The organism is Antarctobacter sp. (assembly GCF_048262615.1).
Taxonomy (GTDB): domain Bacteria; phylum Pseudomonadota; class Alphaproteobacteria; order Rhodobacterales; family Rhodobacteraceae; genus Antarctobacter.
This window is the reverse complement of the sequence record NZ_JBLXFB010000001.1, coordinates 307,961-322,434: the sequence shown is the minus strand read 5'-3', so window position 1 is coordinate 322,434 and position 14,474 is coordinate 307,961. Positions and strand designations below refer to the sequence as shown.

15 protein-coding genes are annotated in these 14,474 nt (G+C 64.1%); 7 read left to right on the top strand and 8 right to left on the bottom strand.

Translation table 11 applies throughout. The annotated features are described in order from the left end of the window. Nucleotides 1-2 precede the first annotated feature (2 nt). The 3 genes from argS to ACN0S5_RS01555 all read right to left on the bottom strand — a co-directional run bounded on the left by argS (nt 3) and on the right by ACN0S5_RS01555 (nt 4,943). Nucleotides 3-1,745: an arginine--tRNA ligase gene (gene argS / locus ACN0S5_RS01565; protein WP_417205317.1), complete on the bottom strand. Its 1,743-nt coding sequence runs from the start codon at nt 1,743-1,745 to the stop codon at nt 3-5. A gap of 51 nt (nt 1,746-1,796) precedes the next feature. Further along, a complete protein-coding gene (locus ACN0S5_RS01560) occupies nt 1,797-3,653 on the bottom strand; it encodes a cation:proton antiporter (protein ID WP_417205315.1) in 1,857 nt (618 codons plus the stop codon). Between the two features lie 108 nt (nt 3,654-3,761). After that, nucleotides 3,762-4,943 carry a deoxyguanosinetriphosphate triphosphohydrolase gene (locus tag ACN0S5_RS01555; RefSeq protein ID WP_417205313.1) on the bottom strand — a complete coding sequence of 394 codons (1,182 nt, stop codon included), beginning with the start codon at nt 4,941-4,943 and terminating at the stop codon, nt 3,762-3,764. A gap of 348 nt (nt 4,944-5,291) precedes the next feature. On the opposite strand from ACN0S5_RS01555, the gene ACN0S5_RS01550 reads away from it, so the two are divergent. The 3 genes from ACN0S5_RS01550 to ACN0S5_RS01540 all read left to right on the top strand — a co-directional run bounded on the left by ACN0S5_RS01550 (nt 5,292) and on the right by ACN0S5_RS01540 (nt 7,648). Next, nucleotides 5,292-6,422 (top strand): trypsin-like serine peptidase, encoded by a 1,131-nt coding sequence (locus ACN0S5_RS01550; protein WP_417205311.1) that lies wholly within the window; start codon nt 5,292-5,294, stop codon nt 6,420-6,422. A 120-nt stretch (nt 6,423-6,542) separates the two neighbouring features. Then, nucleotides 6,543-7,259, top strand: coding sequence for a trypsin-like serine peptidase (locus ACN0S5_RS01545; RefSeq protein ID WP_417205309.1), 717 nt, complete (start codon nt 6,543-6,545; stop codon nt 7,257-7,259). A gap of 65 nt (nt 7,260-7,324) precedes the next feature. Further along, entirely contained in the window at nt 7,325-7,648 is a 324-nt protein-coding gene (locus ACN0S5_RS01540) for a HesB/IscA family protein (RefSeq protein WP_417205308.1), read from the top strand. 99 nt (nt 7,649-7,747) lie between these two features. Here ACN0S5_RS01540 and ACN0S5_RS01535 read toward each other — a convergent pair whose 3' ends face one another. The 3 genes from ACN0S5_RS01535 to ACN0S5_RS01525 form a co-directional block, all read right to left on the bottom strand. Continuing rightward, nucleotides 7,748-8,641, bottom strand: coding sequence for a DMT family transporter (locus tag ACN0S5_RS01535; RefSeq protein ID WP_417205306.1), 894 nt, complete (start codon nt 8,639-8,641; stop codon nt 7,748-7,750). Beyond that, on the bottom strand, nt 8,638-9,696 hold the full coding sequence (locus ACN0S5_RS01530) for a DUF6902 family protein (RefSeq protein ID WP_417205304.1): 1,059 nt from the start codon (nt 9,694-9,696) through the stop codon (nt 8,638-8,640). Before ACN0S5_RS01530 ends, ACN0S5_RS01535 begins: the two co-directional genes overlap by 4 nt. A 65-nt stretch (nt 9,697-9,761) precedes the next feature. Continuing rightward, a complete protein-coding gene (locus tag ACN0S5_RS01525; protein ID WP_417205302.1) occupies nt 9,762-10,481 on the bottom strand; it encodes a hypothetical protein in 720 nt (239 codons plus the stop codon). Between the two features lie 413 nt (nt 10,482-10,894). Between ACN0S5_RS01525 and xth the strand changes: the two genes are divergently transcribed. The 4 genes from xth to ACN0S5_RS01505 all read left to right on the top strand — a co-directional run bounded on the left by xth (nt 10,895) and on the right by ACN0S5_RS01505 (nt 13,302). Beyond that, on the top strand, nt 10,895-11,677 hold the full coding sequence (gene xth, locus ACN0S5_RS01520; RefSeq protein WP_417205300.1) for an exodeoxyribonuclease III: 783 nt from the start codon (nt 10,895-10,897) through the stop codon (nt 11,675-11,677). A 79-nt stretch (nt 11,678-11,756) separates the two neighbouring features. Continuing rightward, a complete protein-coding gene (locus ACN0S5_RS01515; protein WP_089277755.1) occupies nt 11,757-11,993 on the top strand; it encodes a BolA/IbaG family iron-sulfur metabolism protein in 237 nt (78 codons plus the stop codon). Between the two features lie 169 nt (nt 11,994-12,162). Next, nucleotides 12,163-12,525, top strand: coding sequence for a Grx4 family monothiol glutaredoxin (grxD, locus tag ACN0S5_RS01510; RefSeq protein ID WP_417205298.1), 363 nt, complete (start codon nt 12,163-12,165; stop codon nt 12,523-12,525). A gap of 90 nt (nt 12,526-12,615) precedes the next feature. Continuing rightward, nucleotides 12,616-13,302: a hypothetical protein gene (locus ACN0S5_RS01505; RefSeq protein ID WP_417205297.1), complete on the top strand. Its 687-nt coding sequence runs from the start codon at nt 12,616-12,618 to the stop codon at nt 13,300-13,302. Between the two features lie 51 nt (nt 13,303-13,353). On the opposite strand, the gene ACN0S5_RS01500 is transcribed toward ACN0S5_RS01505, so the two are convergent. Beyond that, on the bottom strand, nt 13,354-13,755 hold the full coding sequence (locus ACN0S5_RS01500) for a cell division protein ZapA (protein ID WP_417205295.1): 402 nt from the start codon (nt 13,753-13,755) through the stop codon (nt 13,354-13,356). Beyond that, the gene (locus ACN0S5_RS01495; protein ID WP_417205293.1) at nt 13,752-14,441 is read right to left on the bottom strand and encodes a hypothetical protein; all 690 of its coding nucleotides are present in this window, start codon (nt 14,439-14,441) and stop codon (nt 13,752-13,754) included. Before ACN0S5_RS01495 ends, ACN0S5_RS01500 begins: the two co-directional genes overlap by 4 nt. Between the last annotated feature and the right edge of the window lie 33 nt (nt 14,442-14,474).

Below are 14,474 nucleotides of genomic sequence, written 5' to 3'. Positions count from 1 at the left end.
TGTCAGCGCATTTCTTCCACCGGGGTCACGCCAAGGATACCAAGACCGGCGGAAATCACAACCGCCACGGACCGTGCCAGCGCAATTTTGGCCTGTGTTGCAACAGGATCATCCTGCACAAAGCGCAGTTCGGGCACATCGTTGCCCCGGTTCCACAGCCCGTGCAGGTCTGCGGCCAGTTCGCTGAGGTAGGTGGCGATCCGGTGCGGTTCCTGCGTGCGGGCGGCAATTTCCACCAGACGCGGCCATTCTGCCAACTTGCCCGCCAGCGTGATTTCCGCCGGATGGGTCATGCCGGACAGGTCAGCAGCGGCCAGCGTTGCGTCACTGACGTCTACTCCCGCCTCCGCCGCCTTGCGCAGCACCGAACAGATCCGCGCATGGGCGTATTGCACGTAAAACACCGGGTTTTCCTTGGACTGCTCAACAACCTTGTCGAGATCGAAATCCAGCGCGGCATCGCTTTTACGGGTCAGCATATGGAACCGGGCCACATCCGGCCCGACCAGATCCACCAGATCGCGCAACGTGACAAAGGTCCCTGCCCGCTTGGACATCTTGAACGGTTCGCCGTTCTTGTACAGCTTGACCAACTGGATCAGCTTGATCTCCAGCGGCACGCGGCCATCGGACAATGCGGAGACCGCCGCCTTCATCCGTTTGACATAGCCACCGTGATCGGCACCAAAGATGTCGATGAGCAGATCAAAACCGCGCTCCACCTTGTCATAGTGATAGGCAATGTCCGGCGCGAAATAGGTCCAGTTGCCGTCCGATTTCATGATCGGGCGGTCCACATCGTCGCCGTGTTCGGTGCTTTTGAACAAGGTCTGCTCGCGCGGTTCCCAGTCTTCGGGCTTTTTGCCTTTGGGCGGCTCCAGCACGCCGCGATAGATCAATCCCTTGGCCTTCAGGCTGTTGATGGCAGCCTCGATCTTGCCGGTGCCGTACAGCGACTTCTCGGAAAAGAAGTGATCCATGTGCACGCCAAGGGCCGCCAGATCGGCCCGGATCAGGTCCATCATTGCGTCGGTGGAGAACTCGCGCACCTCTTGCAGCCAGTCCTCTTCGGGGGCATCCAGCCAGACATCGCCGACCTTGTCCTTCAGCGCCTCACCCACGGGGATTAGGTAGTCACCGGGATAGCTGCCCTCGGGCCAGTCGACGCTGAGGTCATGCGCCTCAAGATAGCGCAGGTAGACGGACCGCGCGAGCGTATCGACCTGACCGCCGCCATCGTTGATGTAATATTCGCGCGTCACATCGTAGCCCGCATAAGCCAGCAAAGAGGCCATGGCGTCCCCCACGATCGCGCCCCGCGCGTGGCCGACATGCATCGGCCCGGTCGGGTTGGCCGAAACGTATTCGACGTTGACCTTTTTGCCCTGACCCATGGCAGACCGCCCATAGGCGGTGCCGTCCTTCAGGATCGCCGCAGGCAGGGTCTGCCAGACCGCGGGCGACAGCCGCAGGTTCAGGAAACCGGGACCGGCGACATCGGCAGAGGCGATACGGGCATCCGCGCGCAGCTTGGCGGCCAGCGCCTCGGCGATGTCGCGCGGCTTGGCCTTGGCGGGTTTGGCCAGCACCATGGCGGCATTTGTCGCCATATCGCCGTGCAGCGGATCGCGCGGCGGTTCCGTGGTGACGGGATCGGTGTTCAACCCCTCGGGCAGCGTGCCCTCGGATTGCAATGCTTCGATGCCCTCGATCACGAGGGCGCGGATATCGGAAAACAGGTTCATGTCAGCGGCTCCAACGCGGTTGGGCGGTCTCTATCACTTTGACACGGGGCGTCAAACGTCCGCCTTGTCCGCATCATCATCGGGCTCTGGTTCGGCGGCGCGTCGCTCTGCCCGTTTGGGCAGGCGGGCAAGCAGCTTGGACCCCGCCGCGCCGCGCAATTCGTCCTCTGGCCCCAGCAGGCGCAGGGTGCCGTTTGGTCCCAGTTCGGCCATCGCCACCGCCTCGGGCTGCGCCGCGCGCCAGTCCTCCAGCGTGAATTCCTCGGTCAGCTTTGTGACCCGGAATTCGCTGCCGGCGGCGATCACGGCATTTGCCTCAAAAAAGGTCTCATCCGCGCCAAAAGCCTTGCCGCCCAGTGTGGCGGGCAGCACATGGCGGCTGGAGGTGTCACGAACCCGTTTGATCTGAAAGATGTTGTCGCGCCCGAATTCCGGGGCAAGGTCGGTGGCGACCAGCGTGTTGTAGGCGTCGTTGTCACTGGCGCAGACAAGTTTTTCGTAGGCGACAAATTCAACCCGTTCTTCGGCGGATTCCGACAGGATGTCGCCATAGAAGGTGTCGATCCCGGCCTCGCGCGCGCTGCGCAGATGGGCGTTGTTGGGGTCGGCGATGATCACCGGCAGTTCCATCTTCTTGAACGCCGCGCCCAGTTCGACCGCCCATTTCGACCCGCCCATGATCAGCACACCCGGCAGCCGCGAGGCGGTCAGCCCCAATAGCCGCGCCATGGGCGCAAGGGTAAAGCCGTGCAGGACCACCGTGGCGGCCACCAGCGCAAAGGCCAGCGGCGCAATCCGGTCGGCGTCTTCAACGCCGATCTGCACCAGACGTTCGCCAAACAGACCCGCGACCGCCACCAGAACCACGCCACGCGGTCCGGTGAACGCCACCAGCAGGCGTTCCTTCCATTCCACATTGGTAAAGGCAAGGGCGGCAAGGACCGGCAAAGGCCGCGCCAGCAGGATCACCGACAGGACAAAAGCCCCGGCCCGCCAGTCCAGCACAGCGAGACGTTCAAAGCTCATGCCCGCCGCAAGCAGGATAAAGACGCCCGAGACCAGCAGAACCGTGGCGTGTTCCTTGAAGCGGTACAACTCGGCAAAGCTGGGCAGGCCCGCGTTGGCGATCCACAGCCCCATGATGGTGACGGCCAGCAGACCGGATTCGTGCAACACATGGTCGGCCACGCCAAAAACCGCCAGCAGCACCACGAACAGCACCGGCACCTTCATGTATTCCGGCACCAGCGCCTGACGAAAGGCGCGCACAATGCCCCATCCGCCCGCAAGGCCAAGCGCCGAGGCCATGGCGATGCCGGTCAGCAGTTCGACCGTGGCGGGGCCAGCGCCGGTGGCGGTGCGCAGGACCAGCACCACCTCAAAGGCCAGCACGGCGGCCAATGCGCCGACCGGATCGTTGACGATGGCCTCCCATTGCAGCAGCGCGGCGGGGCGACGGCGCAGGCGCGCCTGCCGCAACAATGGCGCGATGACGGTGGGCCCGGTAACGATCATGATGCCGCCAAAGACGGCGGACGCCTCCCAGCTGAGGCCCGCCACCCAATGCAGGACAGAGGTCGACGCCATCCATCCCAAAGGCGCGCCAATCAGAACCAGCCGCCGCACGCCTTTGGCCGCATCCGACAGCCGGTGCAGGTCAAGCGTCAGACCGCCCTCGAACAGGATGATGGCCACCGCCACCGCGATCATCGGTTGCAGCATGTCGCCAAACTGCGCCGCCGGGTCGAGAACGCCCGTCACCGGGCCGATCACCAGACCCGCCACCAACATCAGCACAATCGCGGGCAGACGCAAACGCCACGCCAGCCACTGACTGCCCACGCCAAGCGCCCCCACAAGCCCGAAGGCCAGAACGGGATCCAGCCCGCCGGTCTCTGCAACTGCCATTGTATGCTCCCTGCCCTGCGCGCCTGTCTTGCCTTGCCTTGCCTTGCCTGTCTTGCCTGCCCGGCTTAGCCTAGCCGCTTGCCCTTGGTCCGTCGATCCGTCGATCCGTCAGGCGCCCGCGTCCTGTCCGGGCCATAGCCCTTCCAGCACATCCCGCCCAGAGTAGCGCGCGTGCTGCTGCAAGGCGAAACGATCCGTCATTCCGGCGATATAATCCGCCACCAGTCGCGCCAGCGCCGTCTCATTCGCCGCCTGCGCCACGTCGCCCTGCCAGCGCTGCGGCAACAATGTCGGATCGGCCAGATAGATCGGAAACAACTCCATCACCGCCTGCGTGACGCGGGCGCGCTGTTCCATCACGTGGGGGGCGCGGTACATGTTGTTGAACAGGAACGACCGGATCTGTTTCAGGTCCGCCCACAAGGCATCGGAAAATCCGATCACCGGATACCCGATATCGCGGATCTCCTGCGCGCTGTTAGCCCCCGTGCCGACGAGCCGCGCGCGTGAGGTTTCGATCAGATCGGACACCATCGCGCCAAAGACCCGGCGCAGCGCCTCATGCCGACGCCGGTAGCGGTCAGTCGTGGGGTATTTGGCGTCGACCTCGGCATAGGCGTCGCGCACGATGGGCAGATGGGCGATTTCCTCTTCGGTAAAGAGTCCCGCCCGCAACCCGTCGTGCAGATCGTGGTTGTTGTAGGCCACATCGTCGGACAGCGCCGCCACCTGCGCCTCGGCGCTGGCGTGGGTGTGCAGTTCAAGGTCATGCTCGGCGTTGTATTCGGCCAGCGCATAGGGGATGTCGCCCACGACCGGACCATTGTGCTTGGCGATGCCTTCCAGCGTGTCCCATGTCAGATTGAGCCCGTCGAACTCGGCATAGTGCCGCTCCAGCCGGGTGACAATGCGCAGGGTCTGGGCGTTGTGGTCGAACCCACCATAAGGGGCCATCAGCGCGTGCAGCGCGTCCTCACCCGTGTGGCCAAAGGGCGTGTGGCCAAGGTCATGCGCCAGCGCCACCGCCTCTGTCAGGTCAAAGTTCAGACCCAGCGCGCCGGCGATGGTGCGCGCGACCTGCGCCACCTCGATCGAATGGGTCAGCCGGGTGCGATAGAAATCGCCCTCATGTTCCACAAAGACCTGCGTCTTGTGTTTCAGACGCCGGAAGGCCGAACAGTGAATGATCCGGTCGCGATCGCGCTGAAAACAAGAGCGATGCGCGCTTTCCTCTTCGGGATAGCGGCGACCGCGTGCGCTGAGTGGTGTCGCGGCAAAGATGGCGCGCATGGTTTCTGTCCCGAATTACGTGTTCCGTGGCCGTCATAGCGGTTGCCCCCTGCCAAAACAACGACTTGCGTCGGTGGTGGTCAGCGACCGGGCCGTCGGACCCGCGTGCCCCGGCCTTCTGTGTGTGCCGCGGCTGGTGTTGCCAGGCCCTCAAGGGACGAGTCGGACCACCGGGAAGCTCAAGATACCGCGAAACGCGCCACAGGCGCAGCGCAGGCCGTTTGAACGTTTTCAGACACTTGGCTTTTTGGCCACCGTCAAAACGTCCGGGGAACCTTACTATGCGGCGACCTGTGCAAAAGATAGACTGGGGGCAAGTATTTTAGCGTTCAACCCTTGGAGAAAGCCATGTTCAGCCCCCTGCGCAGCGTCGCCCTCAGCTGTATTATCCTTGCCCTGCCCGCGACTGTGCTCGCGCAGAGCGAGACGGACAAGATCAAGCCTGTCACTGAAACCCTTGTGCTTGACCCCACGGCCAAGTCCGACAAGGACGACAAGCCGATCACCATCCGGTCGAAAAACCCGACCCTGATCAACCCCGGCGCACCGCCCGCCAAGGCACCCAACCCCGGAACCCGCCCGCCGGCGCCCGCGCCGACGCCTGACACCGTGATCACCCTGCCTCTGATCAACCCCGGCACCTCCCGTCCGCCCGCGCCGCCGATCCTTGCGCCCAACCCGGTGGTCCCGCGGCAAACCCGTGGCCCGGTGCCGACACCGCCGCCGCCGACCATAAACCCCGGACCGCAACTGACGGGCGCACCGCTTGCCCCGGCGACGTCGACCGATGCCAAACCGGTCGAAGAGATGCCCTACATCACCTTCGCCGCCCCGACCTATGGCGATGCCTATGAGGTCTCCATCGTCAACAGCGTGCGCGGCACGGGCCGTCTGCGTGTGACCACCGACTATGGTCCGGTGTTCTGCTCCGGCTTTGTGTTCGGCCCCACGGTTGTGGCAACCTCCTATGCCTGCGTGCCCGGCATCCTTGAGGACCCGCGCGTCGGTGCCAACTCGATCGAGGAAATCCGCATCGTCTTTGACCACGTGTTCCCGGATCAGCGGCTGTGGTCGGCGCAGGGCTATGTCCTGACGCTGGACACCGAACTGTCGAGCCGGGAGACTGGCATTGCCGTCCTGCGCATCGCCGCCCCGGATACCAGCTTTGCCCCGGACCGCATCCAGCGCGTCGGCAAGGCCGTCCCCGATCCCCGGTCGCCGCTGTTCATGTTGTCACATCCGCGCGGCGGGTCGATGCAGTTCCAGCACTGCGGCGCGGTGGCCACCGATCCGGCCTACCTGCCCGCCAAGACCTTTGAGCACACCTGCCAGAGCGATTACGGCGATCTGGGCGCGCCGATCTTTGACGCCGCAACCGGCGCGGTGGTCGGCCTGCACCTGAGCCACGAACTGTCGACCGGACGCCGGTTTGCGCAACAGACGCTGGATCTGGCCAACTGGATCGGCGACCAGCAATAACCCGACGCGGCAACATTGGCCCCCGCCCTGCACAGGGCGGGGGCTTTGGCGTTGGCAGACACATGCCCCGCCTTGTGGTATCCTTGGTCCATTGCATGCACATTATTGGAGGACACCCTTTTGCGACTGTTAACACTGGCCCTGCTTGCAGGTCTTGCCTTGCCTTTCGCCTCATCTGCCCGCGCTGCCTGCGACGGCGCGAACTGTTCATTGCCCGAAGACGACAAGGTCCGCGCGCTGGCCCGTGGCGTCGGTCGGATCGACATCCTGCTGCGCGAAGGCGCGGGGTATTGTTCCGGCTTTATCGTCGCGCCGACGATTGTGGCCACCTCTTGGCAATGCGTGCCCGGAAAGATGCAGCTGGACGGTTATCCGACCGCGCTGATTTCCGGCATCTTGCTGGACTACACCGCCAAGGACGGCGACGGCGCAGAGACACGCTATCTCTATTTCGATCCGCGCATGGGGTCCGAGGGGTTCGGCGTCAGCTTTCTGCAACTGATCGACCCAAAGACAGCGTTCGAGGAAGACCGCGTACTGACATTGTCCGAACAGGACCCCGCACCGGGACAGCCTCTGGCGGCGCTGGTGCATGAAAAAGGCGGGGCCATGACCTATGTGAGCGACGCCTGTGCCGTGACCGCAATTGACGGAACAGGCTCTGATTTGGTCGTACATAAATGCGGGCTCGGTGACGGCGCGGTGGGGGCACCGCTGCTGGACCCGGACAGCGGCGAGGTTCTGGCCATTCACCTGTCGACCGGCAAGGACGGCGTGGGCCGTGCCCGCAGCGCCGCCGCGTTGCTGCGGCTCCTGCCCCCCTCCGAAGACAAATGACACGGCTTGAAGCTCTGCCCGGCCATGCCTAAGTTCCGACAAAGGGTTATTCCAAGGGGAACAACATGCAACTGCCTCCGAAAGTAACGGACCGCGCCTTTGCGCGCCTTGCCGAGATCGGCGCCGGGACGGACGGCAAAGCGCTGCGCGTGGCCGTCGAAGGCGGCGGCTGTTCCGGGTTTCAGTACGAGATCAAGCTGGACGATCCGGCGGAGGACGATCTGGTGATCGCCGGCGGCGCAGAGCAGGTGATCGTCGATCCGATCTCATTGCCGTTTCTGTCGGGCGCCGTGATCGATTTCTCGGATGAACTGATCGGCGCGCGGTTTGTGATCGAAAACCCGAATGCCACCAGTTCGTGCGGCTGCGGGACCTCGTTTTCGATCTGAGACCTGCACCCCTAGCGGGCATTCGCATCGCCACAGCGGCAAAAAACGCAACAAGGGCGCCCCATCCGGGCGCCCTTGTCATGTTTTCGGTGCGCAAGATCACTCGGCAGGGATAACCCGTGTGCGGCCAAGGTGTTCCTCAAGGATCAGCCACAGTCCCGACCCCACCACCAGCATCACACCGGCCCATGTGCCGAGTGTCGGGATCTCGCCAAAGGCCAGAAAGCCGATCACCACCATCCAGACAAATTGCAGGTTCATCAGCGGCGTCGCGACATAGGCGGGCAACAGGCGCAGCGCCTCGGCCACCACGTAGCGGGCCGCGAACAGCGCGGTGGCATAGGCCGTGACCCAGCCCATGTCGATCATGGTCATGGGTTTCCAGACGAATGGCAGGGCCACCGCCATGGCCACCATCAGCGCGGCATTGGGCCAAAAGACCTGCGCCAGCGGCGCGCGTTCCGCCTTGGCGATGACACGGGCGGCCAGCATGGACCCGCAGCCCGTGACAGCGGCCAGCAGCGCCCAGGCATGGCCAGCTTGTGCGTTCGAAACACCGCCGGGCATCAGGAACAGGATACCTCCGGCCCCGAGCGCCAGCGCGGCCCATGCGGCGGGGCGCGGTGTCTCGCCCAGAACCGGACCGGACAACACGGCGGCGATCAGGGGGATAAGGCCGATAAAGAGAAAGACATCGGCAAAGGGCAACAGTCGGAACGCCTGAAAGAAGGCGACCGAGGCGATGACCGTCAGCACCGATCTTATCGCCATCGCCTTTCTGGACCGGATGCGCAGACCGGGTCCGGCCTCATGCGCCTTGGCCCCGGCCAGAGCAAAGGCCATGACCAGCGCCGAGGACAGCACAAAAAGCTGCGGGGCGGCATAGCCACCGGCGATGAATTTGGTGATCCCGTCCGCGGCGGCCATCATGCCGGTATAGACAAGGATCAGCGCCGCCCCCACCGTGGCACCAGACAGAACAAGCCGGTTCATGCCCGACCTGCCCGGGCGAAGCCCTCGAAATAGGCGTCGAACAGCGCGCTCGACTGGACGGCGACGCTCAGCACGTCACGGGCCTGCGGCGACAGCGCCGGTTCCATCCGTGGCCGCATCCGCCCCCAGTCGCCCGAGCGTTGGTCAAGACCGTAGATCGCCTGACTGAGTTCACGCAGGACGGTCTGGGCACGTGCGCCGCTTTGAAAGCGCAGGCGCTCATCACAGACCGGCTTGCGGAACAGTGCCGAGCCGATGACGGCCTGATGCCAGTTGCACACCAGATATTCGTGGTAATCGTCATTGATCGACCCTGCCGGATCGGCAGTGACCCCATAGGCGGCGGTCTCCTGCTCCAGCCATGCGGTCCAGACGGCGGGCGGCGTCTGACCGGCATAGTGCAGCGCGATGCAGACCTCGGCCACAAGGTCAGCGTTCTGATCCAGAAATGCGGTCAGCCCGGCGAAATGCAGGCTTTGGATCGCCTCATCCGGCAGGCCCGGATCGCGGCGACCATATTCCGAGAGGTAATAGACAATGTGGGTCAGCTCATAGGCGGCCTTCTTGTTCGGCAGCGCAAAGGTCGCGGTGCGGGCGCAAAAGGCGCGCAGCCGGTCGTTCAGCCCCTCATCGCGGATCGGATCAATGCCCCGGCGTGTCATCAGACGGCGCGCCTCGGCGCGTTGCAGATCCGAAATCTCGGCCTCGGCCAGCCCTTCGCGGGCCGCGAAATCCACCATCCTCTGGGCCTGGTTTCCCGGCATCCCGAGATCTTCGAGATCCAGCGCCAGCGACAGGATAAAGCGATAGTACTGCGGAAAGAACTCCAGCCGCGTCACCGCGTCGGCATAAAACCCGGCGTGCCGTGCCAATGCTTCGGGCGCCACGCTCTGGCCGGTGCATTCCAGAATGTTCAGCAGTTCGGCGTTTTCCTTCAGCCAGAACACGTCATCGCCGGTGCGGCGGTGGTCGGCGAAGGATCCCAGAAGCGCGGTGATCCGCGCTTCCAGTGGGGGTATCCGGGACGGGACGGTCAGTTGGATGATATTGCTCATCGCTGGGCTCTCCTGCTGCTTTGCGGCAGAGCATCCCCGCCCCGCCCGGGTATCGGTCTTGTGGATCAGGCGCGGGTCGGGCCGGACCAGCTGGTGAAGGCCTGCACGCTGTCACCGGTTTCGGTGTTGCCGGTCACCGGGCCGGACCACGAGGTGAACGCCTCGACATTATCGCCTGTTTCACGGTCGCCTGCGGCGGGGCCGGACCAGCTTGTGAAGGCTTGCACGTTGTCGCCACGCTGGGCGTCGCCGGTCACCGGGCCGGACCACGAAGTGAACGCCTCGACATTGTCGCCTGTTTCACGGTCGCCTGCAGAGGGGCCGGACCAGCTGGTGAAGGCCTGAACATTGTCGCCACGCTGGGCGTCGCCGGTCACCGGGCCGGACCACGAGGTGAACGCCTCGACATTGTCGCCGGTGTCACGGTCGCCTGCGGCGGGGCCGGACCAGCTTGTGAAGGCCTGAACATTGTCGCCGCGATCAATGTCGCCAGCCGCCGGGCCGGACCACGAGGTGAAGGCCTCGACCTGGCCACCCCTATCCATCTCGGCAGTTGCAGGACCCGACCAGGAGGTGAATGCTTCGACAGCATCGCCCGTTTCGCGTGTGCCGGTCGTCGGACCGGACCAGGATGTGTAGGCTTCTACGGAGCCGCCTGCGAAGAGATCGCCTTCGGCCGGGCCAGACCACGAGGTGAACGCCTCGACGGCGTCGCCGGCAAAGGCACTCGTTTCCGCGCTGGAAACGATTTCTTCAGGGCTATGGATCTTGATGAGGGCAGTCATGGTGTCGCTCCTTGTCCAGGTTGAGCTGCTATGCCCTTGAAATCTGCACGCAAAAGCTGTTTGCAAAAAAGTTAATTCTTGTTAAGGTTGTTTAAGAGAAGGTTTATCCACAATTTCGATTCGCGCAGCCGTTTCGAAACCCGTCACAATACGACTTATCCACAGAAACAAATTTCCTGTGGATAGTTTCAAACTTTGCAACGCAACGGCGCTTTGCAAACCCGAAACTGTGCGAATCGCCCCCGAATCACATATGGTCCAGAGCGTGTTTTGTGACGCCGCAGACGCCAATAGGTTGAAACAGCGTCACAAAACTCAACCAAGCTGATACAATTCTGTCCTTTTTCCGCTGCGCTTGACCGGAACCGTGTTGCCTGCAATCCATGACCCCCAAACCGGCAGGAGAACGCGCCATGAAGATCGCCACCTTCAACATCAACGGCATCAAGGCCCGCCTGCCTGCCGTCCTTGACTGGCTGGACGAGGCACAGCCCGACGTGGTGCTGTGTCAGGAAATCAAGTCGATCGACCAGAATTTCCCCCGCGAGCCGTTCGAAGAACGCGGTTACAACGTGGAAACTCACGGCCAGAAAAGCTTTAACGGGGTCGCCATCCTGTCCAAGCGCCCGCTGGAGGACGTGCGGCGCGGTCTGCCCGGCGACGACAGCGACGAACAGGCGCGCTGGATCGAGGCGACGGTCATGGGCGACACGCAGGCGGTGCGGATTTGCGGCCTGTACCTGCCCAACGGCAACCCGACTCCCGGCCCCAAATACGACTACAAACTGGCATGGATGGACCGGCTGGAGGCCCGCGCGCGCGACCTGATGGCCGACGAAATGCCCGCGCTCATGGCCGGGGACTACAACGTGATCCCGCAGGCCGAGGACGCGGCGCGCCCCGAGGTCTGGACAGAGGACGCGCTTTATCTGCCGCAGACCCGCGCCGCCTTTCGTCGCATCCTGAACCTTGGCTTTACCGAGGCGTTCCGCGCCCGCACCCAGGCACCGGGGTACTACAGCTTTTGGGACTATCAGGCCGGCGCGTGGGAAAAGAACAATGGTATCCGCATCGATCACCTGCTGCTGACCCCTGCCGCCGCCGACCTGATGACCGACTGCCAGATCGACTCTGCCATCCGAGGCCGTGAAAAACCGTCGGACCATGTGCCGGTCTGGATCGAACTGGCGGCCTGATCACAGGCGCACCCCGCTTGCACGCCCCCGGATGACACCCTATTTCTGTCGGAAACACCGAAACGAGCGGAGCCGCCCCATGCCGATGTATGCCAAGGAACTTGAGGACCTGCTGCGCCAGTCCTTTCCCGACGCCAAAATCTCTGTCGATGGACAGGACGGGGTCCATATGTCGGCCCTTGTCATCGACGAAAGCTTTCGCGGAATGAACCGCGTGCAACAGCAGCGGGCGGTTTACGGCGCGCTCAAGGGCAAGATGGACGGCCCCGACGGCGCGCTGCACGCGTTGGCCCTGACGACCAAAGCGCCCGACTGATGGACGAGGCCGCAGGCTGGGTGCTGAACGCGCTCCTGCATGTGGTCTTTGGAATTTACGATGCGGTCACCCTTTTGTTTTGCGGGTTGCCGCAATTTCTCAGACATGGGACGCGTCTTTGGCGGGTCCAAAGACAAATGCGCCGACGGGCGTGGAAACGGAGACAGATATGAGCGATGCCAAGACCCAGATCGACGAGACCGTAAAGGCCAATGATGTCGTGCTCTTCATGAAGGGCAACAAGACCATGCCACAATGCGGCTTTTCCAGCCGCGTGGCAGGCGTGCTCAACTACATGGGCGTTGAGTACAATGATGTGAACGTGTTGGCGGACGATGCAATCCGTCAGGGGATCAAGGACTACTCCGACTGGCCGACCATCCCCCAGCTTTACGTCAAAGGCGAATTTGTCGGTGGCTGCGACATCATCACCGAGATGACCCTGTCCGGTGAACTGGACCAGTTGTTCGAGGCCAATGGCGTCGCTTACGACAAGGACGCCGCAGACAAGATCCGCGAAGCCAACGGTTGACCCGCGCGCAAGCGTCGGAAAAATTGTGATGGCGGGCAGGTTTCCCTGCCCGCCATTTCTTTGTCGACGATTGCGTGCCGGAGGTTTGTCATGGAGATTTTTGTTGCCGCTGTCCTGATCCTCGCCTCTTTTCTGGGGACCGGACTGATCGCCTTGGCCCTGAGGCGCGGCGCGCAACGCCGCGAGCGGTTGGCGCGGTTTGCAGCCGAACGGGGCTGGACCCATCACCACACCCCGTCCTCCGGCGGGCGCGGCAGCCGGACAGTGATTTCAGACCCCGCCGAGGGCTGGGAACTGGTGCAATATGTCCATACCGGCGGGACGCAGGGGGGCAGTACGCGCCGTTGGTCCCAGTTCACCCAACCCCGGTTGGCGCTGGACGAGGGGCTGGCGCTGCTGGGGCCGGACATCCCGGAAAAAACCGCCGCCATGGCTGAGACAATGCTGGCCAAGACCGGCGGCGGCATGATCGGAAAGATGCTGCTGAACCGGATGACCGGCGGGTTGGGCGAAGAGGCGGCGGATCTGCGCGCCGTTCCCGGTGAGGGTCCCGGCACGCTGTTCGCCACACCGGGCCAGGAACACGCGCTTGCGCCGGTCCGCGACATGGCCGACCTGATCGAGGCGCGCGCCGGATTGAATGAGGCGATGCAACCGGTGGTGTCGCGGGGACGTGAGGGGCTGCGGCTGCGCCGGACCGGCCTGCTGCGCGACACCGACGACATGCTGCGTTTTGTCGATCTGGGGCGGGCATTGAGCCGGGAACTGGCGCGCTAGGCCCGTGGTCCCTCCCCCCGCCCGCCATTGCAGCGGGGGGCGTTCCTCTTGCTACCCGGCCTGTGCCTCGTCGAAGGTATTGGCCAGCGCCTCGGCGCGGGCGGCGATTTCGGCCAGCGCATCGGTCAGATCGTCCGGGATCACCGCCACCTCGACCTTTTCCGGCGCGGGCGCTGGCTGTGCCTTGACCTCGGCCAGTTCGCCTTCAACCGCCTTCAGTTTGTCCTGCGTCTCGCGCAGCCGCTCTTCAAGGCCCGCGGTCTTGTCCGCCAGCATCAACCCCGCCATCAGCAGCATCCGCGCCTCTGGCATCCGGCCGATCTGGGTCACCAGCACCTGCGCCTCTGTATCCAGAAGCTGCGCAGCGGAGAGGAGATACTGTTCCTCGCCCTGCTGGCAGGCCACCTCAAAGCTGCGCCCGCCGATCTTGATTTCGACTTCCATCTGGCTCATCCCGGCCTTCCTTCTTCTGCGGCCTCTGCCAACAGCGGTGTCAGCGCGTCCAGAACGGCCCCCGCCTCGGCGGCTTCGGCGGCGCGGGCGGCGCGCAGCGCCTCCAGTTCGGCCTCCATGCCGCGATTGATCAATTCCGGCTCGCCCACGCCCTGCGCGTTGGCCTCGCGCAGCGCGGCATTGTTGGCCATCAGGTCCTCATTCGCGGCACGCAGCTTTTGCAATTCGGCATCCAGCGCCGCCATCGACAGCGTCTTGGCGGGTTCGGCGCTGGCGGTGTCCGCCTCGGCCATCCGCGCCTTGAGCAATCGCAGACGTTCCTGAAGCTGCGCGTTGGCCATCTGCTCTTCTTCGAGCGCCTCCCGCAGTTCCGCAACCTCGGGCGTATCCGCCCCGTCTGCCTCGGCTTGCAGGCGGGCGCTGGCCTCAGCCTGAATCCGCGCCACCTCTTCGGCGGCCTCGGCCCGCACCGCCGACACGGCGGCGTCAAGATCGGCCTCGGCCTGTTCGCGCGATGCGGCAAAGGCCTCTCGCGTTTCGGCCAGTTCTTGCTCGGCGGCCTCGGCCCGTCCGCGCAATGCCGCGAAATCCTCTGATGCAGGGTCGAGGTTCAGCCCGTCGATCCCCTGCCCGATACGATCCAGTGCGCGGGTGATACGCGCCTGCAAGTCCTCGATCTGGCTCATCTGCCCTGTTTCGTCCTCTTGCCCGGCCCTGCG

Bases quoted from the DNA above. Each gene is read 5' to 3' on its own strand.
- argS (WP_417205317.1), bottom strand. From the start codon at position 1,745: ATGAACCTGTTTTCCGATATCCGCGCCCTCGTGATCGAGGGCATCGAA.
- ACN0S5_RS01560 (WP_417205315.1), bottom strand. From the start codon at position 3,653: ATGGCAGTTGCAGAGACCGGCGGGCTGGATCCCGTTCTGGCCTTCGGG.
- ACN0S5_RS01555 (WP_417205313.1), bottom strand. From the start codon at position 4,943: ATGCGCGCCATCTTTGCCGCGACACCACTCAGCGCACGCGGTCGCCGC.
- ACN0S5_RS01550 (WP_417205311.1), top strand. From the start codon at position 5,292: ATGTTCAGCCCCCTGCGCAGCGTCGCCCTCAGCTGTATTATCCTTGCC.
- ACN0S5_RS01540 (WP_417205308.1), top strand. From the start codon at position 7,325: ATGCAACTGCCTCCGAAAGTAACGGACCGCGCCTTTGCGCGCCTTGCC.
- ACN0S5_RS01535 (WP_417205306.1), bottom strand. From the start codon at position 8,641: ATGAACCGGCTTGTTCTGTCTGGTGCCACGGTGGGGGCGGCGCTGATC.
- ACN0S5_RS01530 (WP_417205304.1), bottom strand. From the start codon at position 9,696: ATGAGCAATATCATCCAACTGACCGTCCCGTCCCGGATACCCCCACTG.
- ACN0S5_RS01525 (WP_417205302.1), bottom strand. From the start codon at position 10,481: ATGACTGCCCTCATCAAGATCCATAGCCCTGAAGAAATCGTTTCCAGC.
- xth (WP_417205300.1), top strand. From the start codon at position 10,895: ATGAAGATCGCCACCTTCAACATCAACGGCATCAAGGCCCGCCTGCCT.
- ACN0S5_RS01515 (WP_089277755.1), top strand. From the start codon at position 11,757: ATGCCGATGTATGCCAAGGAACTTGAGGACCTGCTGCGCCAGTCCTTT.
- grxD (WP_417205298.1), top strand. From the start codon at position 12,163: ATGAGCGATGCCAAGACCCAGATCGACGAGACCGTAAAGGCCAATGAT.
- ACN0S5_RS01505 (WP_417205297.1), top strand. From the start codon at position 12,616: ATGGAGATTTTTGTTGCCGCTGTCCTGATCCTCGCCTCTTTTCTGGGG.
- ACN0S5_RS01500 (WP_417205295.1), bottom strand. From the start codon at position 13,755: ATGAGCCAGATGGAAGTCGAAATCAAGATCGGCGGGCGCAGCTTTGAG.
- ACN0S5_RS01495 (WP_417205293.1), bottom strand. From the start codon at position 14,441: ATGAGCCAGATCGAGGACTTGCAGGCGCGTATCACCCGCGCACTGGAT.